This is a genomic window from Streptomyces sp. NPDC002564, assembly GCF_042889645.1.
In the GTDB taxonomy this organism is placed as follows: domain Bacteria; phylum Actinomycetota; class Actinomycetes; order Streptomycetales; family Streptomycetaceae; genus Streptomyces.
In genome coordinates this window covers 138,284-155,597 of record NZ_JBIARE010000010.1, presented here as the reverse complement: position 1 = coordinate 155,597, position 17,314 = coordinate 138,284, and the positions used below count along the sequence as shown (strand labels likewise).

Genomic DNA, 17,314 nt, shown 5'->3' with positions numbered 1-17,314 from the left:
CAGGGCCGGGTGACCGCCCGCCCGGGGCGGAGCTCCGGCGGGAATGCGTGTGCGGGGGCGGGGCCACTGCCCCGCCCCCGCACACGGGACACTACGGCGTCTCGTTCTCGATGAACCCCTTGCCGGGTTCGTCGCAGTGCACGAGACCGGCCGGGACCTTGCCGGGCCCGTCCCCGATGACGGGGATGGGCGCGTCGACCGCCCACGGGTTGCCGCCGCTGCCACGCCCCATCACGTCGCACTTCCCGAAGGCGTGCCCGTCGATGGCGGTGAGGCCGGGGATGTTGGAGAAGTTCTTCCAGTCGCCGACCTGGATCCGCTTGTTCGACGGACGGCCGAGGTTGTCGGTCATCTTGTCGTCGACGTACAGGTACAGGTCGGGCATGTAGCTCTGGAAGACGATGCCGTTGGCCGGGTTGGCGTCACGGTTGTTCGCGAGGTGGGTGGGCTTCACCGACCCGTCGGCGCAGAAGGCCGCGGCGATGTCCTGCCAGATGGGCGGGGCGTTGCCGATCGAGCTGCCGAAGGTGTTCACGTCGCCCGAGTTCTTGAAGAACATCGAGTAGATGTCCCCGGCGAGGTTCTTCACCGTGTAGTTCATCTCGGTGTTCGCCTTGATCTTGTCGACCCACGCCTTGACGTTGTCGTTGATGTACTTGTTGGCGACCATCGGCCGGTAGCCGTGCACGCCGCCTCCCACACCGCGGACGTCGACACAGGTGTTGTCCGAGTTCAGGCGTGCGCCGCGGAAGTGCGGGAAGTACGCCTGGCCCGGGGTGTCACCGGTGGTGTACGGCGAGACGTGCTGGTCGCGCCCGAACTCCAGCGCGTCGGGCGTCGTGTAGCTGATGTTCGGCTTCGCGATCCCGTAGTCCGCCTCCACCGCCTTGATGAAGTCCGTGACGAAGTGCGGCAGGTGGGCGTTGCCGACCCGGACGCGGTAACCGGCGGACTCGCTCCCGGAGATGATCTTCCCCGAGGAGTCGTCGACGATGTAGCTGACGTCGATGTCACTCTTGATCTTGTAGCTGTTGTCGCTCTGGTAGGCGACGCTGGCCGGCTTCGAGGGGTCCGGGCGGAGGTTGGACATGGCCATCCACACCGGGATCGACATGCTCGGGGCCGTACCGTCGGCGTTGGGCTCCTCCCCGCCGGCCTTGATGTCCTTGTACCAGTCGTCGGCCACGTCGTAGGTCCGCTGGCCGACGCATTCGCCCAGCGGGGTCGTCCCGGTGCAGCGGGCGGCGGAGGTGATGCCCTGGTACTCCACCTCGGGGTTGTCCCAGCGCGGCCCGCGGTAGGCGTGGCCCTGCGCCCAGCGGAAGAGGGTGGTCGAGGTGCGCAGCGGCGTCTCGATCACCTCGGGCATGCTGCCGTCGAGGTCCTGGTTGGGGTCGAAGATGGCCGCGGCCGTCAGGCTGCGCTCGACGAACCGGCCCTTGATGGGCGTGACGGCGACGGCGTCGTAGGCGATGTCCTTGTCGCCGGTCGCGTCGGGGGCGATGGTCGACAGGGACACCTTGGGCTTGCCGTCGAACATGAACGCGCCGAGGGAGACCCAGCGGTTCTTGTCGCCGTTCTGGTTGAGGACGCGGGTCTTGACGCCCTTCGCGGTGTGGATCTTGTACTGGGCGCGGGTCTCCTGCGCCCCGTGGTCGGGCAGGTGGACCCAGACCTTGGCCGGGCCGTCGACGGTCTTGCCGAGCGTCCAGCTGCCGGTGAACTCCAGGCGGCGGCCCTTGGCGTCGTCGGACCGGGAGTGACCGAAGTAGAAGTGTCCGCCCGCGCCTGCGCCGAGCTGGTGCAGGTCGACCTTGGCGGGCCAGCGGTTGGGGCCGCCGAGCGTGGGATGGCTGCCGTCCCCGTCACCGAAGTCGATCGAGAACGAGCCTTCGTTGGTCCATGACGTATTGGCACAGCGCTGCGCCGGGACGTCCGAGGGCAGGTTGTCCACGATCATCGAGCCCGCCGGAAGACCCGCGTTGGGCGAGCAGTTGGGCGGATAGGCGGTGCCGTCGGGCTCCTCGGCCCAGTCGGCGGGGAAGCGGGTGAAATCGTTGCCGCAGGAGTAGTCGCAGTCGGTCTTCCAGGTGGAGGGCATGTGCCACCAGCACTTGAAGTCGTCGCGGGTGCACGGTCCCATGCCCGGCTCGTTCTGCGCGCTGTCGGAGATCTTGCCGGGCGTGCAGTCGTTGCCGACGTCGCAGAAGGTGCTCTCCGGCGGCTTGGCCTTGGCGCGGTTCTGGACGGCGCTGCCCTCGATCGAGGCTCCGCCCTCCTTGCCGTTCCACCAGGCCGCGCGGAAGGCGGGGACGAGCTTGCCGGGGGCCTCGAGGAAGGACGGCGGGTGCGCGGCGAAACCGATCACCTTCTCCTGGTACGGCCAGTCCTGCGGGTGAGCCGCGTCGGAGGCCTCCTCGTTGCCGGCGCTGTCCTCCATGAACGGGGAACGGGCGGCGTCCCACATGGGGTTGGCGGGGTTGTTGGCCCAGCCCACGCCCCAGGGGCTGCCGTCGCCCTTGTTCGGGTAGAAGCCGGCGTTGTACGCCCACAGGGCGAACGACCAGTTCTCGATCTTGGCGGGGTTGCCGTTGTTGATCTGCAGCCCGGCCTTCTTGGTGTCGTTCCACTTGGCGACGAGGATCTGCAGGCCCGCGGCGACGTTGGTGGCGTAGTCCAGGGCGACCGCACGCTGCTTCTGGTAGTCCCAGGCGGCACCGCCGTGGCCGTCCTCACGGCCGGCCATGCGCATGTGGTCGGTCACCTGGGTGATGCCGTAGCCGCAGTCGGCCTCCGGCCAGGCGATGTCCCAGTCGTTGTCCGTGTTGCCGTCGTAGTAGTCGATGCCGTAGTAGTTGCCGATCAGCGGGCTGCTGGAGACGCCGGGCACGGCGACCCGGGACGCCTGCCACATGTTGGACTCCTGCGCGGTGACGCCGAGCATCACCTGCGCCGGGACGACACCGCCGCCCTCCAGCTCCGGCTTCTTGAACAGGGTCTGCGGCTGGTACGCCGGCATCCCCAGGTCCTTCCAGTTCGCCGGCCGGCTGATGTGCGCGTTCAGGTTGCCGCGCAGGGCCTGGTTGACCGCCCACTCCACCTGGCGCGGCTTGGGCTGGGTCGCCTGGTTGCGCGGATCGTTGCGCGGCACGGAGCACACCCGCTCCGACTCCACGATCTCGTTGCGGTCCTCGGCCAGCGTGCTCACACCTCCCTTCGCCTTTGCCTCGGCCTTCGCCGGGGGTGCGCCCTTGGCGGAGGTCAGCGCGGGGCTCATGGCCGAGCCCTCGTCGCGGGTCCGCGGCGTGCGCGCCAGGGGAGGCACGGTGAACCGCGCCTTCTTCCCGCTGTCGACAGCGGTCAGATCGACGCTCACCGCACGCGTGGCGTCCGGCTTGTCGGCGCGGATGAGCGCGCCCTGGCCGTCGGACCAGGTGGTCCTGGTGACCACGGCCTCGCCGCGGGTCGAGACCCTGGTGTCCATCGGGGTCCGCGTCAGCTGCGCCACGCCCGACGGCAGGGTGCGGCCCGGCACGCGCTGGGCCTTGCCCGTCAGGAACACCTTTCCGGCGCCCCGGGTCAGCCCGGTGCCGTGCAGCGGTCCTTCGGCGAACGCGCCGGCCTTCGCGGTGCGCACGTGCGGCGTGTCGATCGCCGACGCGGTCAGGCGCTTGGCCCGTACGGTCGTGGAGCCCGCCGCCGTGCGGTCCAGGAAGACGACACCGCCGTCGGCGTCCGCCGCCACACGGTGCGGAACGGTGGAGGTGTTCAGCAGCGGCGTCTTCCGGCCACGGCCGTCGACCTTGACCAGCTGTGCGCCGGCCGCGCCGACGATCGTGCCGTCCGCGGTGACGACGGACGACGTCAGCTGTCCCTTGGTCTCGATGGGGGCGGACACCTTGCCGCTCACCGCGTCCAGCTTGATCAGCCGGGTGGCGTTCTTGCCGTCGCCGCCGGCCTGCGTCAGCACGGCGCTCTCCCCGGCGCCGCAGCCCGGGTTGAAGTGGGCCAGCGTCGTCTGGGTCCGCAGTTTGGTGACCTCGCCCGAGGCGAGGTCCACCACGGCCGTGAACGCGCCGCGCGCCATCAGCTCGGCCTCGTTGGTGAACGTGCGCGGGGCGTAGACCACCACCGCGCGCTTGCCGGACGCGGTCACGCACGCGTTGCCGATCCAGGAATCCGCGTCGAAGCCGGGCTCGGACAGCGAGGCCGTGGTGCGCCACTGGTAGCCGCTGCTCTCCGACGCGGTCAGCAGGTGAAAGCCCTGGGCGTCCCCACTCGTGGTCCAGGCGATGTCGCCCGACTTCTTGTAGTCCTTGCCCAGGACGGCCGTACGGTCGGCCGTCGGCACCGCGTCGCGCTGCTTCGGCTGCGGCTCGGACTGCACGGACGGCGACTTGCCGACCGTGTCATCGGCCCAGGCGGATGCCTGGACCACCCCTCCCAGCACGGCCCCGGCGACGACGGCCGCCAGGGGGACACGTGCTCTCCCACGGAATCTCAACGATTCTCCTCGATGTGAAGCGGCCCTGCGGCATGCAGGACCGTCCGGGCCCGGGCGCGGATGTGCGCCGAGCACGGTGACTTGAGCCGAATGCCGGTGTGCGGGCCGGCGCCCGGAGCGACGCTCCGGGAGAAGTACGGGGCCGGGCCGTCCGTGACGGCGCCTGTGGCGGCGGGTGACCCGCGCGCGCGACCGGGCACGGGGCTCTGTGGCGGGCAGTCGCCCTGCCGGGGCCGTACCTGCCCCGGGACATACGGGGCGCACCCCCGTCCCGTGCCAGCCGGACGAGGGTGCGCGCGTCAGTCCGTGTCAGCGCCGGTGCGCGCGGATGCGCGGACCGGCCTGCCGTGCGCTCAGGCGCAGGGCGAGGAGGGCGACGACACGGTGAAGACGTAGCCGCCCTTCCAGTTGATCAGGTTCGCCGTGCCGGCCTCGTTCTTCATGAGGGCCGTGATGGTCACGCACCGGCCGCCGACCGCCTCGGTGCTGCTGCGCACCGGACCGGCGTAGGAGGAGAAGTCGCCGCTGTCGCGGTCACCGGCGCTCGGGCTGTCCCCGGGGTACATGCGCAGGTCCATGAAGTTGGCGCCGCCGGGCGTGTTGTTGTCCAGGATGGCGCAGGCGCTGTTGCCCTTCATGTAGAAGAACAGCGTGCCGTAGCGCTTGTCGGCGTTCGGAAGCGCCTTGGCGTCCACGAACTCGTAGCCGGTTCCGCACACGGTGGCCGAGGCGAACACCTCGGCCTCGTTCTCGGCGGCGAAGGCGCGCGCCGAAGCCTTCGCCTCGGACGAGATCACCGGGCCCGCCTCGGCCGCCGTGGCGGCGGGCGCGGAGACGCAGGTGGCGGCAAGGGCAGCCACGGCCATACACACACGTGTCACCGTGGAACGAACAGAAAGCATGGATCCCCCCAGAAGAAAGCAACTTCAGTTGCGTCGGCCCCACTTCGCGATCGAAGTAAAGGCGAGGTGAAGGTAGCCACTCATGCTCTTCACAGGCAACCGGTCTAGACCTGGCTTGATCCCGCCGCGCGTCGCGTTCTCACTCAGAGGACAGGAACGCATTCCGCTTGCCGCGCTTTTCAGCTCCGTTGCATCTCGTTTGGCCGGATTGGGACGTCACTCTCCGTCGAGAGGTGAACTGCGTCACACTCCCTGGTTCCAATCGAGCCGGAGTACGGCGAGGTCGTCGGAGTGCCGTCCGGCGTTGAGGGCGTGGGTCTCCTTGATGAGGCGGTCCACGTGGGCGGCCGGATCGGTGGGCGGCAACTGGTCGATGAGGGTGAGGAGTCCGTCGACGCCGAGCCGCCGGCCGGCGGTTCCGCTGTGGCCTTCGGTGAGGCCGTCGGTGTAGAGGGTGAGCGCCCCGCTGGCCGGGAGCGGGATGACCGTGGAGGGCCAGCTGCGCAGGTCGGGAGCGATGCCGAGGGCGATGCCGTGGGCGGCAGCGGCCTCGCGGGTCCCCTCGCCCGTGGTGAGCAGCGGTTCGTGGTGGCCGGCCAGGTGCAGGGTCGCGGTACCGGCGTGCTGGTCGAGGGTGAGCAGGGTGCAGGTGGCGAAGAGCGGGTGGCTGCCGCGTTCGGCGAGCAGGATCCGTTCCATCAGGTGCAGCAGGTCCTGTCCGCGGTGCCCGCCGAGGATCAGCGAGCGCCAGGCGATGCGCAGGCACACGCCCAGCGCGGCGGCGTCCGGGCCGTGCCCGCTGACGTCACCGACGACGGCGTGCAGCAGCCCGTCGTCCCCCTCCACGACGTCGAGGAAGTCCCCGCCGAGCAGGGCCATCGCGGCACCGGGCAGATAGCGGGTGGTGACCCGCACGGTGGAGGTGCCGAGCATCGGCTGGGGCAGCAGGCCCCGTTCCAGACGGGCGTTCTCCTCGGCGCGCAGCCGGGTGGCCTGCGCCTGGGCGTTGGCGCGTTCGGTCTGGCTGCGATAGACGGCGTAGCGGACGGTGCGGTCCAGCAGGTCGGCCTCGACCTTGCCCTTGACCAGGTAGTCCTGGGCACCCGCGGCCATCGCGTCGGCGCCCGCCTGGGCCTCGGACAGGCCGGTGAGGACGATGACCGCGGTGTGCGGGGCGAGGGCGCGGACGGCGGTGACCGCGTCGATGCCGGACACGTCGGGCAGGTGCAGGTCCAGGAGCACGCAGTCGACGGCGCCCGCGCCCAGGTCCGGGCGGGCTTCGGCCAGTGTCGTGCGCGTGACCAGCTCGAAGCGCAGCCCGGTGTCCTGGAGGAGCTCGTCGACGAGCAGGGCGTCGCCCGCGTCGTCCTCGATGAGCAGGATGCGGTACGGCGGTTCGCCGGCGGGGTCGCCCGGCACGGCACCGAGAGGAGCGGTCACGAGGACAGCTCCGCCGCGGCGCGGGTGGCTTCCGGCAGGGTGGAGAGGCCGGGGACCTCCGGCGGCTCGGGGGCCAGGGTGAAGGTGATGCGCGCGCCGTCCCGGTAGCCGGGGTCGACGGCGATGGTCCCGCCGTGGAACTCGACGATCTTCTTGCACATGGCGAGGCCGATGCCGCTGCCGGAGTAGGTGTCCTTGGTGTGCAGCCGCTGGAAGATGACGAAGACCTTCTCCACGTAGTCCGGCGCGATGCCGATGCCGTTGTCCGTGACCGTGAAGGCCCACAGCTCGCCGTCCTGCCGGGCCGTGATGTGAATGGCCGGCGGTACGTCGGGGCGGCGGAACTTCACGGCGTTGCCGATCAGGTTCTGCCAGAGCATGCCCATCTGGGTGGGATCGGCGACCAGGGTCGGCAGCTCGTCGTGCGTGATGACGGCCTCCGCCTCCTCGATGCCCACGCTGAGGGAGGACAGGGTGCGCTTCAGGACCTCGTTGTGGTCGACGCTCTGGTGGGTGTTGTGCAGCCGTCCCACGCGGGAGAAGTCGAGGAGGTCGTTGATGAGGACCTGCATGCGGTTCGCGCCGTCGACCGCGAAGTCGATGTACTGGTCGGCGCGTTCGTCGAGCTGGCCGCCGTAGCGGCGCTGCAGGAGCTGGGTGAAGCTGGAGACCTTGCGCAGCGGCTCCTGCAGGTCGTGCGAGGCGACGTACGCGAACTGCTCCAGCTCCGCGTTGGAACGCTGCAGATCGGCGGTCTGCGCGTCCAGCCGCAGCCGGGCCTCCTCGGTGAAGGCGAGCTCGCGCACCAGGCGCCGGCGCATGAAGTCGATCTCGCCGCTGAGGTGGCGCAGGTCGGCGGGGCCTATGGGGGTGATGGGGTGGTCGAAGTCGCCGCCCGCGATGGTGCGGGCGTCGGCGCCGAGCTGCTCCAGCGGGCGGGTGATGCCGCGGCGCAGGCCCTCGAAGATGATCGCGGTCAGGATGAGGATGAGCGTCCCGATCGCGCCGAACACCCAGTTCCGTACGGTCATGGTGGCCATCAGGTCGTCCCGCGCCTGCAGGCGGTCCGCGCGCAGCCGCTCCTGCTGGCCGGCCATCGCCTTGCGGACCTGGTCGAAGGACTCCTTGCCCTCCGCCGCGCGCTCGGTGGCGAGCGCGGAGGCCGCGCCGGGCGTCGCGGCGGCGATCGGGCGGGCGATCCGCTCCTGCCACGTGTCCAGGGCGTTCCGCACGGTCTCCAGGTCGTTCAGGCGGTCCCGGTCGCCGTCCAGGAGCTCGGTCAGGCTCGCGGCGTACGCCTTCTGCTCGGTGAGCCCCTTCCGGTAGGGCAGGATGAAGTCCTTGGTGCCCGTCAGTCCGTAGCCGCGGATCCCGGTCTCCTGGTTGAGGACGGCCGACTCCAGGCGGATGGCCGTGGTCAGCGCGGGCGAGCGCACGTCCACCAGCTCCTCGCTGAGCGTGGTGGTGCGGCCCAGCACCCATGTCCCGAGCGCGCCCAGCGCGGCCAGCACGGCCAGCGACAGGGCGACTCCCACCCGCAGCCAGCGCCGCGTCGTCCACGCGGACAGCCCCTGCCCCTGCGGGTGTCGTACCTCGCCGCTCATCTTCAATGCCCCTTGGTGTGTGGCCGCTTGAAGGTGCGGCGCCGACACTATATCGGGCCGACAACTGTTGTTGTCACCATCCGTGGCAGGGCCTAGAGTTCCGGGCATGCCAGACAAGAACTTCCAGCTGCGGGCCGACCCCCAGGAGACAGCGGCGATCGCGGACACGGCGATCGCCGGGCTCGCGCAGCGTCTGGCGCGACAGTTGCTGCAGGACCCGGCGCTGCCGGCGGCGGCCGGCGATTCGGCTCCGGCCCTGGCCCTGCTCCACCTGCTCGACCATTTCCAGCATGCCGCCGAGCGGCTCCAGCAGGACGCCGCCGCCGCGGCGGCCCGCGCGGGCGCGGGCTATCCGCAGATCGGCGCCGCCTGCGGCATTTCCCGCCAGGGCGCCCGCCGCCGCTGGCCGGGACTCTTTGACCACTCAGACGAAAAACCCACGGAGCGTCCGATGATGACGACCCCCGCCCGCCCCTTCGACGTCCTGCTGGTCGAGGACGACATCGCCGACGCCATGCTCATCGAGGAAGCCCTCTCCGAGCGCGGAGCCCGCAACCTCGTCCAGGTCACCGACGGCGTCGCCGCGCTGGAGCACCTGCGCGCCCCCGACAGCCCCCGTCCGGACCTCATCGTCCTGGACCTCAACATGCCCCGCATGAACGGACGGGACCTGCTCAAGGTCCTCAAGAACGACGAGAACCTGCACACCATCCCCGTCGTCGTGCTCACCACGTCCACCGCCCCCGACGACGTCACCGGTGCCTACAGCAGCCACGCCAACGCGTACGTCACCAAGCCGGTGAACCTGGACGAGTTCGAGCAGGCCGTGCAGAGCATCGACGCCTTCTACCTCGACACCGCGGCCCGCCCCCGCCCCTGAGGCCCGCGGGCGGCAGACGCGAGAGGCCAGACGCCAGACAGGGCCCCCGGCACCAGCCGGGGGCCCTGTGCGTGCCGGACGCCACCACCGCGCCGACCGGCGACGAGGGCGCCGCCGGAACCGGTCCGACGAGAATCACGTGCCGGAGTGCATGCGCGGTGAAAGCCGGGGCACTCGGGGGGAGCACCACACACGAACGGCAGCCGCCGCACACGGGCGGCAGCGCCTCCCCCTCAGCCGGAGAACCTTCAGGCCTGCGGGGGCGGCGGGCAGGATTGACGCGTACGCGTCAGAATGCGCCGGCAACGGAAACTCGAGCGAACGGATTCACGATGATTGTTGTTGGGCTGATTCTGCTGATCATTGGCCTTCTGGTGGGCCTGTCGCTGCTGACGACGATCGGCGGCATACTCATCCTGGTCGGCGCGATCCTCTGGATCCTGGGCGCCACCGGCCGTGCCGTGGGCGGTCGCAAGCATTACTTCTAGGCCGCTCGCCGATGCCTGCCCCCAGCTGCGGCTGCCGGCAGGACGGCCTGCGGCGACGGTCGTCGACCGTAGACGCGGCCCGTCAGGTGCCGCACGCCCCTCGGGGCCACACCCGCATCCCTGTATCCGACGAAGTCCGGCATCCGGATACAGGGACGCGGGGTAACCTGACCCGCTGTACCAGTGCCGCCCACAGGCGCTGATGAACGAACACCGCGGGGGCCGTGCATGGCGGGAAGCCCAGGGCAGGAAGCAGACGACGCGCCGGACCGTCCCGACCTCCCCGGGGCCGCCGGCCCCCTCGAGCTCGCCGTCCCCCTCGACGGGGACGCGGGGTGCATCGCCGAGGCCCGGCACACCGCGGCCCGGTTCCTGACCCTGGCGCGCGAGCAGGACAAGGTGCCGGTGGCCGAGCGGACGGTCGAGGTCGTCCAGCTGATCGTCAGCGAGCTCGTCACCAACGCCGTCAAGCACGCCCCCGGTTCGGCCCTGCTGCGGCTGCGGATCGACGAGGGGACCGTACGCGTCGAGGTCTGGGACGGCGACCCACGGGGTCCCGCCGTCCACGACCCCGACCCGCAGCGGATCGGACAGCACGGGCTCGAGATCGTCTCCCTGCTGGCCCGCACCCTCAGTGTCCAGCCCACTCCGGTCGGCAAACGCGTCACCGCCGTCCTGGACCTGGACCCCTGCACCAGCGCCGTCTGACCCCGAGGCCGCCCTCCGGCCTCGGGTTTCCGGCATGAAGCGCGCATAGTCGGCGCGCCGCGGAGCAGGCTGCCCACACTCACCGCACATACCTCGCACGGGTCCGTCACGCGTTTTGACCCGATTCGCAAACCGTGGCTACGGTCCCCGCTGCGATCAGTGCGCGAGCAGTGATCTTCAGTGCTCTTTCGACCGAGTGGAGGGAAAGCCGTGTCACCCACCGACGTGTCGGTGTCGCACATCCTTGCCGACGGCGCCGGCCAGGCCGGGTCCATGGAGACCCAGGCGATCGAGGCCCCGGACTGGCTGCGGGACAACGCAGGAACCCTGATAGGCATCCCGCTGCGCATCGCGCTGATCATCGTCGGCGCGATGATCGTCCGGGCGCTGGCCAAGAAGGGCATCACCCGCGTCGTGCAGCGCATCCTGCAGCCCGCGGGCGAGGAGGGCGAGCCGCGCCGCACCAACCGCGGCCCCGCCGTGCTGCAGCGCGACCGCAGGCGCGCCCACGAGCGGCGCGAGCAGCGCGCCCGCACCATCGGCTCGGTGCTCAGCAGCATCGTCACCGTCGTCGTCGGCGTGATGGCCGTGGGCATGCTCCTCGACCAGATCGGCATCGCCCTGGGCCCGCTGCTCGCGAGCGCCGGTGTGGTCGGTCTGGCCATCGGTTTCGGCGCGCAGAGCCTCGTCGCCGACTACCTGTCCGGCATGCTGATCATGCTGGAGGACCAGTACGGCGTGGGCGACTCCGTGGACCTCGGCGAGGCGGTCGGCGAGGTGGAGCACGTCGGCCTGCGGCTCACCCAGGTCCGCGACCTCAACGGCGGCCTGTGGCACATCCGCAACGGCGAGATCATGCGCGTGCGCAACGACAGCCAGGAGTGGGCCCGCGCCGTCCTGGACGTCTCGGTGGCCTACGAGTCCAACCTCGACACCGTCTACGCCGTCCTGGAGGACACCGGGCACGCCCTGCGGCAGGATCCGCGGTTCGGCCCCGCGATGCTGGAGGACCCCGCGGTCTGGGGCGTGCAGTCCCTGGACGCGGACGGCGTCGTGGTCCGCGTGGCCGTCAAGACCGTCCCGCTCCAGCAGTGGTCCGTCACCCGTGAGCTGCGCCGCCGGACCAAGGAGGCCCTCGACGCGGCGGGCATCGAGATCCCCTTCCAGCAGCGCACGGTGTGGATCCGCAGGGACGACGACGACACGCCCGCCCCGGACGAGGCCCTCCACCGCCAGCCGTCCTGACCGGCCCGCCGGGGCCTCACGGGGTGGCCGGTGCCTCGCTCCCCGGCCGCGCCTTGCCGACGGTGATGTCGGAGTACGGCAGGTCGAGGGCGCACTCCTCGGGGATCTCGGCGGCCGACTTCTCGCACTTCTCGGCCTGCTTCCCGGCCTGCTTCGACGTGTCGGGGCCGCCGGTCTCCGGCCCGTGCTCCTCCCGCTCACCCGTCTCGACGCGCCCCTTGGGGGCCTCGGCCTCGGCGGGGCCGGGCCGGGCGGATCCGGACGGCCCCGCGGGGCGCTTGCTGTCGGCGGCGTCCGGCGACGAACAGGCCACCGCGGCCGTCGCGGCACACAGGACGAGAGCGGCGGAGGCCGCGACGGTACGCACACGCATGGTGATCCCCCTACGCGGACGCTCGGGCGTCCGCCTCATCAGTCGATCTACGATGCCACACCGTACGGCCCGAACGGCCCGCAGGGCGGGGAGAATGCGTGGCGATCCCGTGCGCGGGACCGGGTGCGCTCCCCGTACCGGACGAGACCGGTGGGAAGGGCGGCGGGAGAGCCGGGGGGGGGAAGGCGGCGGGAAAGGGAGCGGCGATGGACGTCAGGCAGCTGGAGTACTTCCTGGCGATCGTCGATTCCGGCGGCTTCAACCGGGCCGCCGCGGCGCTGTACGTCTCCCAGCCCTCGCTGTCGCAGGCCGTCCGGACACTGGAACGTGATCTGGGGTCCGCGCTCTTCCACCGGATCGGGCGGCGTGCCGTGCTCACCGAGGCGGGCCGGGCGCTGATCGAACCGGCCCGCGCGGCCGTGCGCAGCCTGGAGACGGCACGGGCGAGCGTGGCGTCCGTGCACGCGCTGCGCTCGGGGCGCCTCGACGTGGCGTCGATGCCGTCCCAGGCGGTGGAGCCGCTCACCTCGCTGATCCGGGCGTTCAGCACGCGCTACCCGGACGTGGTGGTCGCCGTGCGGGCGGTCTTCACCGTCCGCGACGTGGTCGACGCGGTGCGGACGGGCGCCGCGGAGCTCGGCCTCGCCGCGTCCGGCGGGCCGCTGCCGCAGAAGGAGGTCGCCTCGCTCGCGCTGGCCCGCCAGCGCTTCGTGCTCGTCGTACCGCCCGGCGGGCCCTTCGCCGGGCGGGCGGGTGTGGCCTGCGAGGAGCTGGCGGGGCAGCGGTTGATCGTGGGGCAGCCGGGGACCGGGATGCGCGCGTACGTCGACGCGCTGCGCGAGCAGGGGATCGCCTTCGCCGTGGCGGCCGAGATCGAACACCGGGTGGCGCTGCTGCCGTTGGTGCTCGCGGGGGTCGGGCTCGCGGTCGTGACGGAGGCCTGGCGGGACCTGGCGCGGCAGGCGGGGGCCGAGGTCCTGGACATCGAGCCGGCGACCGCGCTACAGGTGGGCCTGATCAGCCGCCACGGGCCGCTGTCGCCCGCGGCGGCCGCCTTCCTGGAGACGGCCCGCACGGAGGCCCTCGGGCATCATCCGCGCACCGGAACTCCCGGCCACCCATAGGCGCCCGCTATCAGCGAGATCCGCGGTACGTCTTGGACGCCGCACCGGCCGCGTTGCTGGAATCGACGGCATGACGAACCACCACATCGCCCTCATCCCCGGTGACGGGATCGGCGCCGAAGTCCTGCCGCCCGCCCGGCAGGTGCTCGACGCGGTCGGCACACGGCACGGCTTCGCCCTGCGCTACACCTCGTACGACGACTGGTCGTGCGCACGCTACCTGCGCGAGGGCGCGATGATGCCCGAGGACGGCATCGATCTGCTGCGCGACAAGGACGCCATCCTGCTGGGCGCGGTGGGGCGGCCCGACGTGCCCGACCACGTGTCGCTGTGGGGGCTGCTGATCCCGATCCGCCGCAGTTTCCGCCAGTACGTCAATCTGCGGCCCGTCCGCGTCTTCGAGGGCGTCGAGAGCCCGGTGCGCGGCGCGCTGGCCGGCGAGGTCGACTTCGTCGTGGTCCGTGAGAACGTCGAGGGCGAGTACAGCGAGGCGGGCGGCCGGATCAACCGGGGCCTCGACGACGAGATGGCCGTCCAGGAGGCCGTGTTCACCCGGGCGGGCGTCACGCGGGTCCTCGACTACGCCTTCGGTCTTGCCGGGCGGCGGCGCGGCACCCTCACCTCGGCGACCAAGTCGAACGGGATCGTGCACACCATGCCGTTCTGGGACCAGCTCGTCGCCGAACGGGCCGCCCACCACCCCGGGGTGGCCTGGGAGCAGGAGCACATCGACGCCCTCGCGGCCAAGTTCGTCCTCGATCCCGCCCGCTTCGACGTCGTCGTCGGCTCCAACCTGTTCGGCGACATCCTCAGCGACCTCGCGGCGGCGGTCGCCGGGTCCATCGGCATGGCACCGGCCGCCAACCTGAATCCGGAGCGCGCCTTCCCGTCCATGTTCGAGCCCGTGCACGGCTCCGCGCCCGACATCGCGGGCCGGGGCATCGCCAATCCGCTGGGCGCGATCTGGTCGGCGGCCATGATGCTCGACCACCTCGGCCACCCGCGGGCGGCCCGCGACATCACCGACGCCATCGCGGCCGTGCTGGCCGGGACCGATGTGCGCACCCGCGATCTGGGCGGCACCGCGAGCACCGCGGAGTTCACCGACGCGCTGCTCGCCCGGCTCTGACTTCGGCGCACCGTCGCGGGTGGCCGCGCGGGGCGCCCGTACGTCGGGGACCGGGTCAGGCCGCCTCGTCGCGGCGTTCCCCGACCACCGTCGGACGGTGTCCACCGCGCGCGTGCCCGGAGACCAGGCGGAGGTGGCGTCGGTGACGGCCCGAGGGCGGGGAGGCGTTTCCCCTCAACCGGTCCTCGACCCGGTCCATTCCGATCAGCAACAGCCCCATGGCGGGCAGCAACAAGAGAGCAACAACCAACATCTGCGGCAACCTCCGCGGCGTCTTCTTTTCGGCTGCCCCGCCCGTCCGCCTTCACGGGCGCGAAGATGTGAAGGTCTCGCAACGCCGTCCGCCCGGGCGGTGGTCGGCCGTGCCCCGCACCGCTTCCGCGACGTCACCCTTCGGTGAGGTTTCGCCCCCGCGGGCGCGGACATGAGGTTTCCCACACGTACGACAACTGCCCATCGCGGCGGAGAGGCTCAGCCATGACCGACAGCGTCCAGGCCTTCAGAACTCCCGACGGCCCCCTCGTGTCCACCGACCTCATCGGCTGCGCGGTGGAGGCGAGCGACGGCTCGGTCGGGAAGGTCGACCCCGTATCCGAGGAGGTGGCGCCCGACCACCTCGTCGTCGACACCGGCGGGCCGCTGCTCAGCAAGAAGGTGCTGCTGCCCCTCTGGGTCGTCGCGCACGTCGACGAGGGGACCCGCACCCTGTCCGTGCCCCGCACGAAGGACCACGTCAAGGCCGCCCCGCGGTTCGACAGGGACCTGCGGGTGACCGACGCCGGCTACCGGGCCCGGATCGACGAGCACTACCTGGACCGGATGGACCGGCCGGACGAGTCGGGCGTGTCCGGGAGCTGACCCCTGCGTGACCGCCCCGGCGCACGGTCGGGGCGGCACACCCTTTCCCGGGGCCCCCGAACGGCTCTACGCTCCCGGGGTGTTCTTCTGCTCGCGGCCGGGCGCCGACGTCATCACCCGGGGGAGACCGTGGACGTCCCGACGCTGATCCTCCTGGGGGCGGCGGGCGGGCTCCTGCGCGGGGTCCTGGACGTGTACACCCGGTTCGTGTCCTGGCAGGCCGACCGCCGCGCGTACCGGCAAGCGGCGGCGGCCGGGGCGTACCACGGTGAACTTCCCCGTTTCCAGGTGTACTTCGACCCGTCCGTGGACGTCGCGGCGGCCGCGGTGCACGGCGTGATGGGCGCGGGCGCGGCGGTGCTGTTCGGCACCACGGACCAGATCAGCGGCGAGTACGCCGCTCTCGTCGTCGGCATGTCGGCGCCCATGCTCCTCACCCAGCTCGGCCGCATCCAGACGGTGAACGAGGCGGTGACGGGCGGGGCGCAGGCCGCGGAGGCGGCGACGGGCGGCTCTCCGGCCCCCGAGTCGGTGGGCTCCGCCGCGACCGCCCCCGCCCCGGCCGCGTCCGCTCCCCCCTCCCCGGCGCAGGCGTCCCCGGCCGCCCCCGCGAACGACCCGGCCCGACCGCTGCCGGACACCGGCGCTCCCCCGTGCGTCCCCCGGCCCCTGGACGTGCCCGGACCGCCCGCCCCGTTCGGCCCGCTCACGCCGCCCGCCGGCGCCCCCGAGCCCGCGCCCGCCGCCTCCCTCGAACTCCCCCCGGAGCAGCGCCGCTTGCCGCGTCCCGCCCCACCCCACGATCCCCCGCAGGCCGGCGCCGAAGGGCGCGACGCGCCCCCCTGGCGAGCGAGGCCCGCGGCCGGAGAGGAGGGGCTGTGAACAGTGCCCCGCACCTGCTGGCCGAGGACCGGGCGGAGTACGAGCGCCTGCTCGACGAGACGCTGCGCACGGCTTCGGCGCGCCCGGAACTCGCCGCGCTCGGCGAGCGGTTGACCGCCGAGCAGCTGCGCACCATGGCGCTGAACGCCACGGCTCTCCTCACGTCGGCCGCGGCGGACGAATACGCGCACTATGTGGCCCTGCGGGAGCGGCTGCGCACCGCGGCGCATCGCTCACCGTCGGGCCGCGCCGCGCCGGGCCCGGGTCGCCGACTGGGCGCGGCCGTCCTGGGCGCGGGCCGACCGGACGGCACGGAGGTCGCCAGGGACCGGTGGGCCGGGATGCCCTACGGGCGCCGGTTGCTGGCGGCACTGGTCGGGCTGCGCGTGCGGCCGGTGGTGCCGGGTGCGGTGCGGGCCGATCAGGCGCGGGCGTCCCGACCGTCCGTACCCCGTCGGGCAGGGGGCGGACGGGACGGGCGGATGCACCCCCCGAGTCCTTCGTGGGGTCCCGGCGCGTCCCGGCCGGCCTTCGGCGCACCGGAGGGGACCGGCGCCGGTCCCTTCGCCGCCTTCGTGGTGCTCGGCACCCTGCTGTCCGGAGCCGTCGCCGCGCTCCTCCTCGTCGTCGGTCTCGTCCTGAGGCTGACCGGTGCCGCCTTCGCGGGCTCCCTGATCGGCGCGGGGTGGCTGGTCGGCGCGCTGGCGGTGGCCGGCCTGCTCGTCGCCGTGATCGGAGTGGTCAGGACCGCCCTGCGCGACGGCCGGGCCGGTCCCGGGCCGGAACACCGGTCCGAGCTGGACGAGGAGGTGGCCCGGGCCAGGGAAGAGTGGCACCACGCCCTGTTGGAACGGGGCGTGGTCCCCTTCCTCCGCGAGGCCCTGGCCGGCACCGGCGCCGTCCCTGATGCCGCGCGCGCCGGCCGTATTCCGCGCCTCGGCTACTCCGCCCCCGGTCCGGCGCCGGCCCCCGCGTCGGCCGACCGGCCCGCGTCCGGCGACCGTCCCCGCCTCGTGCGCCCGGACTTCACCAGCCCCGACTTCGGCGGTCCCGACACTCCCCCGGCACGTCCCTCCCCGGCCGAACCGCGCACTCCCGGCGACCGGGGTGACCAGCGGTAAGGGGGTTTCACCTGGGACGGAAGGGGCAGGTGCCGAGCGCACCGGAACGGATGGAG

14 protein-coding genes are annotated in these 17,314 nt (G+C 72.2%); 9 read left to right on the top strand and 5 right to left on the bottom strand.

Going from position 1 to position 17,314, the window contains the following annotated elements; translation table 11 throughout:
- Positions 1-91: 91 nt before the first annotated feature.
- The 4 genes from ACFYXE_RS30190 to ACFYXE_RS30175 form a co-directional block, all read right to left on the bottom strand.
- Positions 92-4,438, bottom strand: coding sequence for a hypothetical protein (locus ACFYXE_RS30190; RefSeq protein WP_389317980.1), 4,347 nt, complete (start codon positions 4,436-4,438; stop codon positions 92-94).
- A gap of 419 nt (positions 4,439-4,857) precedes the next feature.
- The gene (locus ACFYXE_RS30185) at positions 4,858-5,370 is read right to left on the bottom strand and encodes a hypothetical protein (protein ID WP_389317978.1); all 513 of its coding nucleotides are present in this window, start codon (positions 5,368-5,370) and stop codon (positions 4,858-4,860) included.
- 279 nt (positions 5,371-5,649) lie between these two features.
- Complete coding sequence (locus tag ACFYXE_RS30180; RefSeq protein ID WP_389317976.1) at positions 5,650-6,846, bottom strand: PP2C family protein-serine/threonine phosphatase; 1,197 nt, start codon at positions 6,844-6,846, stop codon at positions 5,650-5,652.
- Positions 6,843-8,450, bottom strand: a complete 1,608-nt coding sequence (locus ACFYXE_RS30175) for an ATP-binding protein (RefSeq protein ID WP_389317974.1) — start codon at positions 8,448-8,450, stop codon at positions 6,843-6,845. Before ACFYXE_RS30175 ends, ACFYXE_RS30180 begins: the two co-directional genes overlap by 4 nt.
- A 106-nt stretch (positions 8,451-8,556) precedes the next feature.
- On the opposite strand from ACFYXE_RS30175, the gene ACFYXE_RS30170 reads away from it, so the two are divergent.
- From ACFYXE_RS30170 to ACFYXE_RS30155, 4 genes are all read left to right on the top strand, one after another.
- A complete protein-coding gene (locus ACFYXE_RS30170; RefSeq protein ID WP_389317972.1) occupies positions 8,557-9,330 on the top strand; it encodes a response regulator in 774 nt (257 codons plus the stop codon).
- A gap of 332 nt (positions 9,331-9,662) precedes the next feature.
- Positions 9,663-9,818: a DUF6131 family protein gene (locus ACFYXE_RS30165; protein ID WP_086020387.1), complete on the top strand. Its 156-nt coding sequence runs from the start codon at positions 9,663-9,665 to the stop codon at positions 9,816-9,818.
- 228 nt (positions 9,819-10,046) lie between these two features.
- On the top strand, positions 10,047-10,526 hold the full coding sequence (locus ACFYXE_RS30160; RefSeq protein WP_389317969.1) for an ATP-binding protein: 480 nt from the start codon (positions 10,047-10,049) through the stop codon (positions 10,524-10,526).
- A gap of 210 nt (positions 10,527-10,736) precedes the next feature.
- The gene (locus tag ACFYXE_RS30155; protein WP_389317966.1) at positions 10,737-11,771 is read left to right on the top strand and encodes a mechanosensitive ion channel family protein; all 1,035 of its coding nucleotides are present in this window, start codon (positions 10,737-10,739) and stop codon (positions 11,769-11,771) included.
- A gap of 16 nt (positions 11,772-11,787) precedes the next feature.
- On the opposite strand, the gene ACFYXE_RS30150 is transcribed toward ACFYXE_RS30155, so the two are convergent.
- Positions 11,788-12,144: a hypothetical protein gene (locus tag ACFYXE_RS30150; protein WP_389317962.1), complete on the bottom strand. Its 357-nt coding sequence runs from the start codon at positions 12,142-12,144 to the stop codon at positions 11,788-11,790.
- A gap of 206 nt (positions 12,145-12,350) precedes the next feature.
- Here ACFYXE_RS30150 and ACFYXE_RS30145 point away from each other — a divergent pair, with 206 nt between their 5' ends.
- The 5 genes from ACFYXE_RS30145 to ACFYXE_RS30125 all read left to right on the top strand — a co-directional run bounded on the left by ACFYXE_RS30145 (position 12,351) and on the right by ACFYXE_RS30125 (position 17,258).
- Positions 12,351-13,268, top strand: coding sequence for a LysR family transcriptional regulator (locus ACFYXE_RS30145; RefSeq protein ID WP_389317959.1), 918 nt, complete (start codon positions 12,351-12,353; stop codon positions 13,266-13,268).
- Between the two features lie 70 nt (positions 13,269-13,338).
- Positions 13,339-14,397 carry a tartrate dehydrogenase gene (locus ACFYXE_RS30140; protein WP_389317956.1) on the top strand — a complete coding sequence of 353 codons (1,059 nt, stop codon included), beginning with the start codon at positions 13,339-13,341 and terminating at the stop codon, positions 14,395-14,397.
- Between the two features lie 477 nt (positions 14,398-14,874).
- Complete coding sequence (locus ACFYXE_RS30135) at positions 14,875-15,255, top strand: PRC-barrel domain containing protein (protein WP_389317953.1); 381 nt, start codon at positions 14,875-14,877, stop codon at positions 15,253-15,255.
- A 129-nt stretch (positions 15,256-15,384) separates the two neighbouring features.
- The gene (locus ACFYXE_RS30130) at positions 15,385-16,137 is read left to right on the top strand and encodes a hypothetical protein (RefSeq protein ID WP_389317950.1); all 753 of its coding nucleotides are present in this window, start codon (positions 15,385-15,387) and stop codon (positions 16,135-16,137) included.
- Complete coding sequence (locus tag ACFYXE_RS30125; protein ID WP_389317947.1) at positions 16,134-17,258, top strand: hypothetical protein; 1,125 nt, start codon at positions 16,134-16,136, stop codon at positions 17,256-17,258. Before ACFYXE_RS30130 ends, ACFYXE_RS30125 begins: the two co-directional genes overlap by 4 nt.
- Positions 17,259-17,314: the final 56 nt, after the last annotated feature.